The sequence below is a fragment of the Streptomyces sp. YIM 121038 genome (genome assembly GCF_006088715.1).
Lineage (GTDB): Bacteria > Actinomycetota > Actinomycetes > Streptomycetales > Streptomycetaceae > Streptomyces.
Genome location: NZ_CP030771.1, coordinates 8825936 through 8840038, shown reverse-complemented (window position 1 = coordinate 8840038; position 14103 = coordinate 8825936). Strand labels below are relative to the sequence as shown.

8 protein-coding genes are annotated in these 14103 nt (G+C 73.8%); 6 read left to right on the top strand and 2 right to left on the bottom strand.

The features are described 5' to 3' along the window. The first annotated feature begins 353 nt into the window (after positions 1–353). The 3 genes from C9F11_RS36815 to C9F11_RS36805 all read left to right on the top strand — a co-directional run bounded on the left by C9F11_RS36815 (position 354) and on the right by C9F11_RS36805 (position 5437). A complete protein-coding gene (locus tag C9F11_RS36815) occupies positions 354–797 on the top strand; it encodes a MarR family transcriptional regulator (RefSeq protein WP_138963920.1) in 444 nt (147 codons plus the stop codon). A gap of 71 nt (positions 798–868) precedes the next feature. Further along, positions 869–3811 (top strand): FAD-binding and (Fe-S)-binding domain-containing protein, encoded by a 2943-nt coding sequence (locus tag C9F11_RS36810; protein ID WP_138963918.1) that lies wholly within the window; start codon positions 869–871, stop codon positions 3809–3811. Positions 3812–3982: 171 nt separating this feature from the next. Next, entirely contained in the window at positions 3983–5437 is a 1455-nt protein-coding gene (locus tag C9F11_RS36805; protein ID WP_138963916.1) for a Gfo/Idh/MocA family oxidoreductase, read from the top strand. A gap of 37 nt (positions 5438–5474) precedes the next feature. Here the strand turns inward: C9F11_RS36805 and C9F11_RS36800 are convergent, their stop codons facing one another. Continuing rightward, complete coding sequence (locus C9F11_RS36800) at positions 5475–6209, bottom strand: L,D-transpeptidase family protein (RefSeq protein WP_138963914.1); 735 nt, start codon at positions 6207–6209, stop codon at positions 5475–5477. 248 nt (positions 6210–6457) lie between these two features. Here C9F11_RS36800 and C9F11_RS36795 point away from each other — a divergent pair, with 248 nt between their 5' ends. The 3 genes from C9F11_RS36795 to C9F11_RS36785 all read left to right on the top strand — a co-directional run bounded on the left by C9F11_RS36795 (position 6458) and on the right by C9F11_RS36785 (position 13125). Further along, the gene (locus tag C9F11_RS36795; protein ID WP_138963912.1) at positions 6458–8557 is read left to right on the top strand and encodes an ABC transporter ATP-binding protein; all 2100 of its coding nucleotides are present in this window, start codon (positions 6458–6460) and stop codon (positions 8555–8557) included. Beyond that, a complete protein-coding gene (locus tag C9F11_RS36790; RefSeq protein ID WP_138963910.1) occupies positions 8554–10335 on the top strand; it encodes an ABC transporter ATP-binding protein in 1782 nt (593 codons plus the stop codon). Before C9F11_RS36795 ends, C9F11_RS36790 begins: the two co-directional genes overlap by 4 nt. A 1167-nt stretch (positions 10336–11502) precedes the next feature. Next, a complete protein-coding gene (locus C9F11_RS36785) occupies positions 11503–13125 on the top strand; it encodes an MFS transporter (RefSeq protein ID WP_138963908.1) in 1623 nt (540 codons plus the stop codon). Positions 13126–13298: 173 nt separating this feature from the next. Here the strand turns inward: C9F11_RS36785 and C9F11_RS36780 are convergent, their stop codons facing one another. Continuing rightward, positions 13299–14093: a metal-dependent hydrolase gene (locus tag C9F11_RS36780; RefSeq protein WP_138963906.1), complete on the bottom strand. Its 795-nt coding sequence runs from the start codon at positions 14091–14093 to the stop codon at positions 13299–13301. Positions 14094–14103: the final 10 nt, after the last annotated feature.

Below are 14103 nucleotides of genomic sequence, written 5' to 3'. Positions count from 1 at the left end.
GGACTGGCCGTGCCCGCGCCCCTACCCGCGTCCGCGTCCGCGTCACCGGTGTCCCCGCCCGTGCGAACGGGACGGCACGGACGGGCCGCGTCCGTGAGAACGCGGCGACGCGGACGCCGATTCCATGGACACCGATTCCGTGGACACCGGTGATGTGGGCACCAGTGACGCGGACGCCGGTGGCGCACACGCCGCTGGCGCGCACGCCACTGGCGCGTCGACGGGAGCGCCGGGCGCGGATGACGCTTCGGCGGGAGCGCCGGACGCGGGTGGCGCGCCGACGAGGGCGACCTTGGGAGCATAGCTCACTGTTACCTATACTCACAATGCACTAGGTCCTGTACTGTTCCGGCATGAGCACATCGGACAGCGACGGACTCCTCGCCGAGCAGCTGCTACGGCTGACCCGTCGGCTGCACCGCATCCAGAAGCGCCATCTGGAGCCCATCGGCATCACGCCCGCACAGTCCCGGCTCCTTCGCACCCTCGCGCACTACGAGACGCCGCCGCGCATGGCCGACCTCGCCCAGCGCCTGGAAGTCGTGCCGCGCGCCGTCACCAGCCTGGTCGACGCCCTGGAGGCGAGCGGCCGCGTGCGCCGCGCCCCGGACCCGACCAACCGCCGGGTCGTCCGCATCGAGCTCACCGACGGCGGACACGAGGCCCTGCGGGAGCTGCACGGCGCGCGCCGGGCCGCCGCCGAGGACATCCTGGCTCCACTGGACACCACCCAGCGCACCCAGCTGGGCGGGCTGCTCGACGCGCTGTTCGAGGCGCCGGAGAGCCGCCACTGCTGACCACCGGGACGGTGTGCCGCCGCTGAGACGCCGTGGCGGTGGGCAGCCGCCGACGACGCCGAGGAGAGGCCATGCCCCTGCTGGAGCCCGATCCCGAAGCGCTGCGCCCCGCCCCCGACGGCCGTACGCCGTCGCCCGACCGGCTCCCGCGGGAGCGGGCGGGCGGCACCCCCGAGCCGCTGCGCGGCGACCTCGTCGCGCTGCTGGGTGCCGACAAGGTCCTCACGCACGTATCCGACCTCGTCCGGTACGCGTCGGACGCGAGCCCGTATCGCTTCGTGCCGCGCGTCGTGGTCGTCGCCGAGGACATCGACGACGTGTCGACCGTCCTGTCGTACGCCCACGGCAAGGGCCGCGAGGTCGTCTTCCGCGCGGCGGGCACCTCGCTCAACGGGCAGGCGCAGGGCGAGGACATCCTCGTCGACGTGCGCAGGCACTGGTCCGGCGTCGAGGTGCTCGGCGGCGGGGAGCGGGCGCGGATCGGCCCCGGTACGACGGTGGTGCGCGCGAACGCCGCGCTCGCGCGCCACGGGCGCGTCCTCGGCCCGGACCCGGCGAGCGCGATCGCCTGCACCATCGGCGGCGTGGTCGCGAACAACGCCTCCGGCATGACGGCGGGCACCACCCGCAACTCGTACCGCACGGTGGCCTCCCTGACGTTCGTACTGCCGTCCGGCACGGTCGTCGACACGGCCGATCCGGACGCCGACACGCTGCTCGCGCACGCCGAACCCGCCCTGTGCGCGGGCCTGCTCGACATCAAGCGCGAGATCGAGGCGGACCCCGAGCTCACGGCCCGCATCCGGGCCAAGTACGAGATCAAGAACACCAACGGCTACCGCCTGGACGCGTTCCTCGACGGCGCGACGCCCGTGCGGATCCTGCGCGGCCTCATGGTCGGCTCCGAAGGCACCTTCGGGTTCATCTCCGAGGTCGTCTTCGACGTGCTGCCCCTCGACCGGTGCGTGTCGAGCGCGCTGCTGTTCTTCCCCACGCTGCCCGCCGCTGCCGCCGCCGTGCCGCTGTTCAACGACGCCGGGGCCCGTGCCGTGGAGCTGATGGACGGCAACACCCTGCGCGCGTCCGTGCGCGTGCCCGGTGTCCCGGCCGACTGGGCCGGTCTGGCCAAGGACACGGCGGCGCTCCTGGTGGAGTTCCGCGCTCCGGACGAGGCGCGGCAGGAGGCGTACGAGGCGGCGGCCGCCGAGGTGACGGCGGGGCTCGACCTCGTCGCCCCGGTCGCGTCCGTGACGAACGCCTTCACGCGGGACCCGGGGGTGATCGCCGGCTACTGGACGGCCCGCAAGGCGTTCGTGACGGCCGTCGGCGGCTCACGGCCCGCCGGGACCACGCTGATCACCGAGGACTTCGCGGTCCCGCCCGCCCGGCTCGCGGAGGCCTGTGAGGCGCTGCTCGCCCTCCAGACGCGGCACGGCTTCGACGCTGCCGTCGCGGGGCACGCCGCGCACGGCAACCTGCACTTCCTGCTCGCCTTCGACGCTGCCGAGCCCGCGGACGTGGAGCGGTACGCCGCGTTCATGGACGACTTCTGCCGCCTCACCGTGGAGCGCTTCGACGGCTCCCTGAAGGCCGAGCACGCCACGGGCCGCAACATCGCGCCGTTCCTGGAGCTCGAATGGGGCCCGAAGGCCACGGAGCTGATGTGGCGCACCAAGCAGGTCATCGACCCGGACGGCGTGCTCGCGCCGCGCGTCGTCCTGGACCGCGACCCCAAGGCGCATCTGCGGGGCCTGAAGACGATCCCCAAGGTGGAGGCGATCGCCGACCCGTGCATCGAGTGCGGCTTCTGCGAACCGACCTGCCCGAGCGAGGACCTGACGACCACGCCGCGCCAACGCATCGTGCTGCGCCGGGAGATGATGCGCCAGGCCCCGGGCTCCGGCGTCGAGGACGGCCTCGTCGCGGCGTACGGCTACGACGCGGTCGACACCTGCGCGGGCGACTCGACGTGCAAGCTGGCCTGCCCCGTCGGCATCGACACCGGCGCCCTGATGAAGTCCTTCCGGCACGCCCGGCACTCGCCCCGCGAGGAGCGCGTGGCGGCGCTCGCCGCACGCCGGTTCAAGGAGGTCGAGGCCTCCGCCCGGCTGGCGCTGGGTGCCGCCGCGACGCTCCGCGCGGTGACCGGGGAGCGGACCGGCGACCGGCTCCTGACCGCCGTGACCCGCGCCGCCCGCAAGGCCGTGCGCCCGGACCTGGTGCCCGAGTGGCTGCCCCGGCTGCCCGGCGCCGCCGCCCGGCGCCTCCCGCGCACCACGCGCGTGGGCGCCGCCGCCGTGTACTACCCGGCGTGTGTGAACCGCATCTTCGCCGGGCCGGGCGAGGTGCCCCTGGCGCGGGCCGTCGTGGCCGTGTCGGCGCGCGCGGGCAGGCCCGTGTGGATTCCGGACGACGTGGCCGGGACGTGCTGCGCGACGATCTGGCACTCCAAGGGGTACGAGGCCGGGAACCGCGTGATGGCCAACCGCGTCGTCGAGGCCGCCTGGGGCTGGACGGCGGGCGGCGCGCTGCCGCTCGTCGTGGACGCCTCGTCCTGCGCGCTCGGCATCGCGCACGAGGTGGTGCCGTATCTGACGGCCGACAACCGCGCCCTGCACGAGGAGCTGACCGTCGTCGACTCCGTCGTGTGGGCCGCCGAGGAGCTCCTGCCCCGCCTGACCGTCCGCCGGACCGTGGGCTCCGCCGTGCTCCACCCCACCTGCTCCATGCGGCACTTGGGCGACGAGCCGCAGCTGCGGGCCGTCGCCGAGGCCTGCGCGGACGAGGTGGTCGTACCGGACGACGCGGGCTGCTGCGCCTTCGCCGGGGACCGGGGGATGCTGCACCCCGAGCTGAGCGAGGCCGCGACCCGCGCGGAGGCCGCGGAGGTCACGGCCCGGCCCTACGACGCGTACCTCTCGGCCAACCGCATGTGCGAGGTGGGCATGGAACAGGCCACGGGCCGGGAGTACCGCTCGGTGCTGCTCGCCCTCGAACGGGCCACGCGGCCCTGACCACCGCCCTCCCCGAGCGGGCGGGCGGGCCTCCCGCAGGAGGGGAGGGCCGCCCGCACCGGGGAAGAGAAAAGTCCAAGCCCTCGGCCACCGCGGTCTCTTGCGTCCCGTGCGCACCGCCATCAGGGTGGGCCCCGCCCAGTGACATGGCACTGTGACGACGGAGGTCCGATGCACGACGAGAACGCGACACCGGTCCCTGACGAATCCACCGACGGTCACTCCCGGCGCGCGGTCCTGCGCACGGCCGGAATCGCCGGGGCCGGGCTCGGGCTCGGCACGTTCGCGGGCGGCACCGCCCGCGCCGACACCCCCGACCCGGCCAGGACGGCCGGGGCGGCCGAAGGCCCGGCGGGCGCGGCACCCGCGCGCAAGGGCAAGACCATGATCGGCGTGCCCTTCGAGGCGCGCTCCACCGTCCGCGTCGGCATGATCGGCCTCGGCAACCGCGGCGGCGGCATGATCGACCTGTTCCTCGCGCAGTCGGGCGTGCGGGTCGTCGCGCTGTGCGACCCGGCCAAGGACAAGACCGCGGCGGCCGCGAAGAAGGTCGTCGCCGCGGGCCAGCCCGCCCCCGCGACGTACACCAACGGGGACAACGACTTCGAGAAGCTCTGCGCGCGCGGCGACATCGACTTCGTGTACGTGGCGACGCCCTGGGACTGGCACTTCGAGATGGCCAAGACGGCCATGCTGAACGGCAAGCACGTCGGCGTGGAGTGTCCGCTCGCCCTCCGCCTCGACCACCTGTGGGAACTCGTCGACCTGTCCGAACGCACCCGCAGACACTGCATGCAGCTGGAGAACTGCTGCTACGGCAAGAACGAGATGCGCGTGCTGCGCATGGCGCACGCGGGCAAGTTCGGCGACCTGCTGCACGGCGCGGGCGCCTACAACCACGACCTGCGCCAGCTGATGTTCGACCCCACGTACTACGCGACCCCGTGGCGCCGCCTGTGGCACACGCGGCTGCGCGGCGACCTGTACCCCAACCACGGCTTCGGCCCCGTCGCCAACTACATGGACGTCAACCGCGGCGACCGCGCCACGCACATCTCCAGCTTCGGCACGCCCGCCCTCGGCCTCGCCGAGTACCGCAAGGCGCACATGCCGCCGGGCGACCCGAGCTGGAAGGAGACGTACATCGAGAGCGACCGGACCGTCAGCCTGGTGCAGACCGCCAAGGGGCGGGTCATCCGCCTGGAGCACGACGTGTCGACCCCGCACCCCTACAGCCGCGTCAACAGCCTCGGCGGCACCAAGGGCCTCTTCGAGGACTACCCCGCCCGCATCTACATCGAGCCGGACCACACCGACGACCAGTGGGGCGACTTCTCCAAGTACGCGGCGGAGTTCGACCACTGGCTGTGGAAGGAACACGCCAATCCGCCGGGCGGGCACGGCGGCATGGACTACCTCCTGGTGTTCCGCCTGATGCAGTGCATACGGCTCGGACTCGTCCCCGACTTCGACGTGTACGACGGGGCGACGTGGACCGCGCCGGTGCCGCTGAGCCACGCCTCCATCAAGGCGAAGGGCGCGCCGCAGGAGATCCCCGACTTCACTCGGGGCCTGTGGCGGAAGGCGCGGCCGGGCATGGACTCGGAGAAGCCGAAGGCGAGCTGAGCGGGGTCCCCGCGCGGCGATGCCTCAGGGGCGGCTCTCAGGACTTGAGGGCCGCCCTGTCCCCCATCACCACCACCGGCCGCAGCTTCGGGTCGAGCGTGCGCAGCAGGTACGCCATGCCGGACTTCGGCAGGCTCACACAGCCCGAGGTGCCGCTGCCGTGGTCCATGTGCAGCCAGATGCTGCCGCCCTTGGACTGGCCCTGCGGGCGCGTCGGGTCGTTCGGCGGGGTGCCCTTGACGCGGTTGTAGTCGATCGCGACGACGTAGTCGAAGTCGTGCCAGTGCGTCTTCGGCCAGTAGTGCGGGGCCTGGAGGGCCGCGGTCCGCGTGTACGGGAGCCGCGCCCCGGGGTCGGCGAGGACGCCGCCCGCGTCGCTGAGCGTGAACACGCCCACCGGGCTGCGCTTGTCGCCCTCGCGGTGGTCCGGGGTCCAGCCCTTCTTGCCGTTGTGGGCCGGCCAGCTGCGCGTCTTCTTCCAGGCGGCTCCCGCCTTCGTGTAGAGGACGACCGTGGCCTTCGCCGAGTCCTCGCCCTCTCCGTAGACGGCGACGACCTGGCGTGCGCTCTTGGGAATGCGGGCCTGGAGCCGGTCGCCGACGTCGGGGATGCGCTTGAGGCCGGCGTCGGTCCGCGCCGCGCCGCGGTCGCCGCCCTGCGCGGAGTGCGCCGCGCCGCCTCCGTCGTCGCCGCCCGAGCCGCCGCAGGAGGTCAGGACGACTGAGCAGGCGGCGGCCGCGGCCGCCGTTCGCACCACACCGGCTATACGCATGCGCTCCATGCTCGCACCGGCTTCCCCCGCCCCTCGCCGACGCCCCCGTCCCACCGGCAGGCATGGCCGACTCTTTGCCGGACGCCGGAAAATCGTTTGCTTCGGGCCACCGTGCGGCGCGAACCTTGCACGGTTTGTTACCGCGTCCGTCACGCCCTTCGATTCCGCGTTCGCCACGCCGTTCACCGCCGTGTCCCTCGCGTCGCCGTCCGGCACCACCACGCGTATCGCACCGAAGCTGGGATCCCATGCACATTCGTGATCTTCCGTACGCCGACCCGGGCGAACCCGACACCCGCTCCGGCCCCCGCTTCCTGCTGTGGCTCGGCCGGAACCAGCTGGGCGGCCAGCTCAAGTCGCTGGGCTGGGGGCTGCTGCACTTCCTCGGCATCGCCGCGCTGCCCTACATGGTCGGCCTCGCCGTGCAGGCCGTGATCGACGGCTCGGGCGCGCGGCTCGCCCTCGCCGGCGGCGTCATCCTGCTCGCGGGGCTCGCCGTCGCGGGCGGCGACACGATGCTCCACCGCACGGCCGTCACCAACTGGATCACGGCGGCGACCCGTGTGCAGCAACTGCTCGCCCGCAAGACCGCGCGGCTCGGCGCCGCCCTCACCCGGCGCGTGGCCGCCGGTGAGGTCGTCGCGGTGTCCACCGGTGACGTGGAGAAGATCGGCTGGTTCGTGGAGGCCCTGTCGCGCTTCGCCGCGGCGGCCGTGACCGTCCTCGTCGTCTGTGTGGGCCTGGTCGTCTACGAGCCCGCGCTCGGCGTCGTCGTCGCCGTCGGCATCCCGGTGCTCGCGCTCGCCGTGCTGCCGCTGCTGCCCCGGGCGACCCGCCGCGCCGACCACCAGCGCGAGAAGGCCGGGCGGGCCACCGAGCTGGCGTCGGACACCGTCGCGGGCCTCAGGGTGCTGCGCGGCATCGGCGGCGAGGAACTGTTCCTCGACCGCTACCGGCACGCCTCGCAGGAGGTGCGGACCGCCGCCGTGCGCAGCGCGCGCATGTGGGCGGTGATCTCCGCGATCCAGGTCCTGCTCCCCGGCCTCCTGCTCATCGGGCTCGTCTGGCACGGCGTGCACCTGGCCCGCGAGGGCCGCGTCACGGTCGGCGAGCTGGTCACCGTCTACAGCGCGGTGATGCTGCTCAACTACCCGCTGCGGCACTTCGAGGAGATCGCCATGGCGTACTCCTTCTCGCGGCCCTCCGCGCAGCGGGCGGCCCGGGTGCTGTCGCTGGAGCGCACGACCGGGGCGGGGGGTGGGGGCTCGTCCGCGGCGTCCGCCGGAGGGTCGGTGACGTCCGCCGGAGGGCCGGTGACGCCCATCGGGGAGCCCGTGCCGTCCGCGGGAGGACCGGTGCCGTCCGCAGGAGAACCGGTGACGGCCATCGGGGAGCCGGTGACGCCCGCCGCGGAGCCGGTGACGCCCGCCGCGGAGCCGGTGCTGTCCGCCGGAGAACCGGTGGTGCCCGCCGGAGACCTCTACGACCCCGCCACGGGCCTGCTCGCCCCGGCCGGGCGCTTCACCGCCGTCGTGTGCGGCGACCCGGACGCGGCCGGGCGGCTGGCCGAACGGCTCGGCGGGCACCCGGCGTTCGAGACGGACCTGCCGTCGGTGCGCCTCGGCGGCGTCCCCCTGGACGAGCTGCCGCTCGACACCGCCCGCACCGCGGTCCTCGTTCAGGACAAGGACCCGGTACTGCTCTCCGGAACGCTGGGGTCGCTGCTCGACGTACCGGCGTCCGGGGCGGTCGGTCCGCGACGGGCGCTCGCCGCCGCGCAGTGCGCCGACGTCCTAGACGCGCTGGTGCAGGGCTCCGTGGCCGACGACCCGATGGCCGCGCACCTCACCGAGCGCGGCCGGTCCCTGTCCGGCGGCCAGCGCCAGCGCCTGGCGCTCGCGCGGTCGCTGGTCACCGACCCCGAGGCGCTCGTCCTCGACGAGCCGACGTCCGCCGTCGACTCCCACACGGAGGCCCGGATCGCGGACGGCCTGCGTGAGCTGCGCGCGGGTCGCACGACAGTCGTCCTCACCTCGTCGCCGCTGCTCCTCGACCGCGCCGACCGCGTCGTCTTCCTGCGCGACGGCGAGGTAGGCGCCGTCGGCGTGCACCGCGAACTCGTGGTCACCCAGCCGGAGTACCGCGCGGTCGTCACCCGGGAGACCCCTGAGGAGACGGCCGGGGCGGCGGGGTCGGCGCAGGCCGTGGACGCCGCCCGGGCCGGGCGCGCTCCCGCCGACGAGGGCGCGGGCCCCGACTCCGGCCCAGGCCCGGGCCCGGGCTCCGGCCCCGGCTCCGCTTCGCGAAGAGCCCGCGTACACACCATCGACATCGAGGAGACGGCATGATCGGCCTGGCGCCGCCGGAGTACGACCCGGCGGCCCCGACCACGGCGGAGACGCTGCCCGTCGGCGCCCCCGCGACCGTACGGACCTATGTGCGCGAGCTGCTGCGGCGGCACCGCAGGGCCTTCGTCCTGCTGGTCGTGGTGAACACGCTCGCCGTGACCGCCTCGATGGTGGGGCCGTATCTGCTCGGCGGCCTCGTCGAGGACGTGTCGGACGACGCGCGCGAACTCCATCTGGAGCGCGTCGTGGGCCTGTTCGCGCTCGCGCTCGTCGTACAGGCCGCCTTCGTGCACCAAGTGCGGCTGCGCGGCGCCATGCTCGGCGAGCGCATGCTCGCCGACCTGCGGGAGGACTTCCTCGTCCGGTCGGTCGGGCTGCCGCCGGGCGTCCTGGAGCGGGCGGGCACCGGTGATCTGCTGTCCCGCATCACCACGGACATCGACCGGCTCGCCAACGCGATGCGCGAGGCCGTGCCACAGCTGGCCATCGGCGTGGTCTGGCTGGTGCTGCTCGTCGGCGGGCTCACCGTGGTCGCGCCTCCGCTGGCACCCGCACTGCTCGTCGCCGTGCCGCTGCTCGTCGTCGGCTGCCGCTGGTACTTCAAACGGGCCCCGGCCGCGTACCGTTCGGAGGCCGCGGGGTACGCCGCCGTGGCCGCCGCGCTCGCCGAGACCGTCGACGCGGGCCGCACCGTGGAGGCGCACCGCCTCGGCGCGCGCCGCGTCGAGCAGTCGGAGCGCCGCATCAAGGAGTGGACCGCCTGGGAGCGCTACACGCTCTATCTGCGGTCGGTCCTCTTCCCCGTCATCAGCGCCACCCACATCACCGTCCTGTTCGCGGTCCTGATGCTCGGCGGCTGGTTCGTCCTGCAGGGCTGGATCGGCGTGGGCCAGCTGACGACGGGCACGCTCATCGCGCAGATGCTCGTCGACCCGATCGGCATCATCCTGCGCTGGTACGACGAACTCCAGGTGGCGCAGGTCTCGCTGGCCCGGCTCGTGGGCGTGCGCGACATCGAGCCGGACGCCGGTGACGCGGGCGTGGTGCCCGACGGACGCGACGTCCTCGCGGACGACGTGTACTTCGGCTACCGCAAGGGCGTCGACGTGCTGCGCGAGGTGTCCCTCGCCGTCGAACCCGGCTCCCGGGTGGCGCTCGTCGGCCCGTCCGGCGCGGGCAAGTCCACGCTCGGCAGGCTGCTCGCCGGAATCTACGGACCGCGTACGGGCCAGGTGACGCTCGGCGGCGCCGAACTGGCCCGGATGCCCGCGGAGGGCGTCCGCGCGCACGTGGCGCTCGTCAACCAGGAGCACCACGTGTTCGTGGGCTCCCTGCGCGACAATCTGCGTCTCGCCAGGGCCGGGGCCGAGGACACCGAGCTGTGGGACGCCCTCGGCGCGGTCGACGCGCACACCTGGGCGCGGGACCTCGACGAGGGCCTGGACACGGAGGTCGGCTCGGGCGGTCTGAGCCTGACGCCCGCGCAGGCGCAGCAGATCGCCCTGGCCCGGCTCGTCCTCGCCGACCCGCACACGCTGGTGCTCGACGAGGCGACCTCGCTCCTGGACCCGCGCGCGGCCCGGCATCTGGAGCGCTCGCTCTCGCGGGTCCTGGAGGGCCGCACGGTGGTCGCCATCGCGCACCGCCTGCACACCGCGCACGACGCCGACGTCATCGCCGTGGTGGAGAGCGGCCGCATCAGCGAACTCGGCAGCCACGACGAGCTGGTGCGCGCCCAGGGCGCGTACGCGGCGCTGTGGAAGTCCTGGCACGGGTGACGGGGTCGTGACGGCAGAGGTCCGCCCGCTCCTCCCGGGGGAGGTAGAGGAGCGGGCGGACCGGTCTCAGGCCGTCGGGCCCGCGTCCACGGGCCACCGTGCGAGGCCGTGGGCCGACGGCCTCGACGAGTTCCCGCACGTTCCGCCCGCACGTTCCGCCCGTGCGTGTTCCGTTCGTGCGTGTTCCGTCCGTATGCGTTCCGTCTGTACGCGTTCCGTTCCTGCGCGTTCCGTTCCTGCCTGTTCAACGACGTCACATCCGCCCGAGCCGGTGGTGAGAAGTACGGAAATTGCAGGTGCCGAGGATCAGCCCGAGGGCCGGTCACGCATTCATCGCACTCGTGCGCCATAGCGCCGCCGCACCACCTGGAACCATTCCGCAAGGTTGTTATCGGAACCCTTCAACAGACGCGCGGGAAACGCCCGACAACCGTCCCTCTTATGCGGCAAGAAAGTACTAACAGGAGGCCGAACAGCAGCCAACACCCCGGGGCTGATTCAGGCCGCCGGTTCGAGAAAGCGGACCTTTCCGGCTTGTCACGGCAACGCCCCAGGCCCGACCGGGTCCAAGCCCCACCACACGGCAGTCCCCCACGGTCGGCGAATGGCCCGCCGCGACACTCGGCGGCGGGGCACCACAGGGCATGGACGGCCGCCGGGGCATGCGTCCACGATCCCCGCTTTGATGGCCGAATCATGGCCCGCACGGCCCGGCGAACATCGATTCGCGCCGATTCCGCGGGCGTGTGACCGCACGGGCGAAGGGGTTGGCAAGTGAATCCGTGTCAGTTACGGTGATGCTGCTTCAGTCGTTCATCGAGCGACCCCCGAGGGCGACGCCCCTTCATTCGGCGTCCCTGCCCCTTTCCGTGGCCCTCAGGTTCTCCAGGTCTCAGTTTTTCTGGATTCACCTTTTCGTCGGCCCCGCAGATCTCCGGGTCCCCGTTCCCCGGTCCTCCCGCTCGCCGGTTCCCCCCCGTTCGCCGGTTCCCTGGCCTCCAGGTCCCGGATCTCCCGCAGCGACGCCCCGCTCCCCAGGGCGCCTTCCGGCTGCACCAGCTCCCTCCCCCAACCAGCACGTCCACCGCCGTACACCCTGACGGCGGTGTCCACGGTGAGTAGCGCCCTCAAGCCGCCCGCTCACCACGTGGCGGAGGAGGCAGGACCATGCGGACACACACCGGCAACGACGTCAGCGCAGTACCGCCGGGCGACGGGAGCCCGACGGCGTCGGTCACGGCGTCGGTCACAGCGTCGGTCACAGCGTCGGTCGGCGAACGCAGATGCGCTCTCCTCGCCCTGTCCCTGGGCGTCTTCTGCATCCAGCTCGACGCGTTCGGCCTCAGCCTCGCCCTGGCGCGGATCGGTCGCGACCTGGACGCGGGCGGGTCCGGCCCGCAGTGGGTGATCAGCGCGTATCTGCTGTCCACCGGCACCCTGATGCTCGGCGCCGGACGCCTCGGCGACCTCCTCGGACGTCGGCGGCTCCTGGTCACCGGGCTCGCCCTCTTCGGCACGGCATCCGTGGTGTGCGCGCTCGCCGCGTCGCTCCCCCTCCTCGTCGGCGCCCGCGTGGCCCAGGGCGCGGGCGCGGCAATGATCATGCCGGTGGGCCTGTCCCTCCTGACCAACCTCTACCCCGGCCATCTGCGCGGCCGCGCCACCGGCTGGGCCCTCGGCATCGGCGGTATCGCCACCGCCTGCGGGCCGTTCATCGGCGGCGCCCTCACCGACGCCGTGTCCTGGCGGGCCGTCTTCTGGCTCAACGTCCCGCTCGCCGCCCTCGGAGCGATCTGCGCGGCGCGCACCGCCGAGAGCCACGACACCGACGCGTCCCGCACCGTCGACTGGCGAGGCCTGCTCACCGCGACGGCCGCGCTCGCAGCTCTCGGCGTCCTCATCGACCGTGGCCCGGCCCTGCCCCGCCCCGCGCTCTGCGTAGGGGCCCTGGTCGTGACGGGCCTGCTGGTCCTGTTCGTACGGTACGAACGTGCCGCCCGTCGGCCACTGGTACGACTCACGCTCTTCCGCAACGGGCCGTACGTGGCGCTCACGCTCGCCGGGGCCGCCGCCAACACCGCGGCCGTGATGTTCCTGCTCGTCGTCCCCCTCGCGCTCCAGGGGCGGTGGGCGCTCCCCGTCGCCTCCGCGGGTCAGGCCTTCCTCGCCCCGGCCCTCGCCATGGCGGTCGCGGGCCCCCTCGCCGGACGCGTACCGACGCGCGCCGCCGTGCCGCTCATGACGGCCTGCCTGGGCGCGGGGGCGCTCGGCCTCGGCTCGCTGCCCGCGGCCTCCTCGCTGACGGCGTACCTCACCGCCGCCACCGCGTGCGGCGCGGCCCTCGGCATCGCCAACGCGCTGACCCTCATCGCCACGCAGGCCGTCATCACCCCCGAGCGGGCCGGTGAGGCCTCCGGCGTCACCAAGACCGCCCTCACCCTCGCGGCGGGCCTCGGCGTGGGCCTCACCGGAGCCATCACCGACCGGGCCGACGGGGCGAGCACCGGGGCGACCCACGACGCGGTGCTGCGGACCACTGCGGTGGGGTGTGGCGGGGTGTGCCTGCTGATGGGGGTGTGGTGGGGACTTGGGGCATGGAGGGCTGGAGCGGGTGGCGGGACTGAGCCCGGGGCTCGGCCCGGCGCGGGGCCCGAGGCCGACGCGGGACCCGAGGCCGGCACGCGTCCTGAGGCTGGCACTCGGCCTGAGGCTGGCACTCGGCCTGAGGCTCAGGCCGCCCGCCCTGGCAGGACCGCTCGGCCTGAGCCTCAGGCCGGGTCCGGGCCGTGACCTCGCGGTCAGGCCCCGTCCCGGTTCGCCGGGCAGCCCGGCCAGGGCGGCGGCAGCGGCATGGCCCCGCGTGCCCTCGCTCTCCTCGCCCTCTCGCCCCGGGCAGGCACCGCCGAAGGCATCGGTCCGGGCCCGGGCGCCATCCGCCGGGCCGTCGCGGCGCCGCCCCGGCCTCAGACGAAGTTCAGCGCGACCGCGCCGCCCGCTCCCCCGAGCAGCATGAACACCGGCATCAGCACCTTCAGCTCGATCCAGCTCCCCGCCCGGAACCGCAGCGCCCGCGGCGGCCCGATCGGATACCAGCGCTTCCGGCCGATCGGGATGGGCCACAGGATCGGGCAGCCGGATACCGTCAGCGCGTCCCCGATGTCGTGCACCAGCGCGCCGAGCACGATCGGAAGGCCCAGCCACAGATACTCCTGGCCGTCTCCGGTGAACAGCCAGTCCGCACCATTGCCCGGTTTGTCCAGAACCCCGGCCAGGATCCAGGCGCTGGTCGCGGCGAGCAGCCACACCAGCACATCGCTGCTCGAACCGCGCGCCGCCCGCCACAGCAGCCCTTCGATCGCGAGCACCATGTGCACGAAGAGCAGGGCGAGCACCGCCCACCGGCCGCCGGTCACCGCGAGCACGGAGGAGCCCGCGCCGATCAGGACGGCCCACACCCAGGTGTGGGTGAGCGTCCGGTGCCCGCCGGAGCGGCGCGGATCGCCCTGCTTGCGCGTGGCGCGGTACACGGAGTACGAGAGCTTGTCGACGATCTCGCACAGGCCGCGGGACACCGGGCCGAAGGCGCGCGAGATGGTCGCCGACTTGTGGTCGAGGTCCGGGGCGAGCGCGGCCCCGGCACAGATCAGGGCGCCGACCAGGAGGACCGGCCAGGGCATCGAGTGCCCGGCGGCCGTGGCTGCCGCCCCGACCCCCAGCCAGGCCGCCGCCCCTGACAGTGAGTGTGCCGGTCCCATCATCGGTGCTGCC

Coding starts and splice junctions, on each gene's coding strand:
- C9F11_RS36800 (WP_138963914.1), bottom strand. CDS start 6,209: ATGCGTATAGCCGGTGTGGTGCGAACGGCGGCCGCGGCCGCCGCCTGC.
- C9F11_RS36810 (WP_138963918.1), top strand. CDS start 869: ATGCCCCTGCTGGAGCCCGATCCCGAAGCGCTGCGCCCCGCCCCCGAC.
- C9F11_RS36790 (WP_138963910.1), top strand. CDS start 8,554: ATGATCGGCCTGGCGCCGCCGGAGTACGACCCGGCGGCCCCGACCACG.
- C9F11_RS36780 (WP_138963906.1), bottom strand. CDS start 14,093: ATGATGGGACCGGCACACTCACTGTCAGGGGCGGCGGCCTGGCTGGGG.
- C9F11_RS36805 (WP_138963916.1), top strand. CDS start 3,983: ATGCACGACGAGAACGCGACACCGGTCCCTGACGAATCCACCGACGGT.
- C9F11_RS36795 (WP_138963912.1), top strand. CDS start 6,458: ATGCACATTCGTGATCTTCCGTACGCCGACCCGGGCGAACCCGACACC.
- C9F11_RS36815 (WP_138963920.1), top strand. CDS start 354: ATGAGCACATCGGACAGCGACGGACTCCTCGCCGAGCAGCTGCTACGG.
- C9F11_RS36785 (WP_138963908.1), top strand. CDS start 11,503: ATGCGGACACACACCGGCAACGACGTCAGCGCAGTACCGCCGGGCGAC.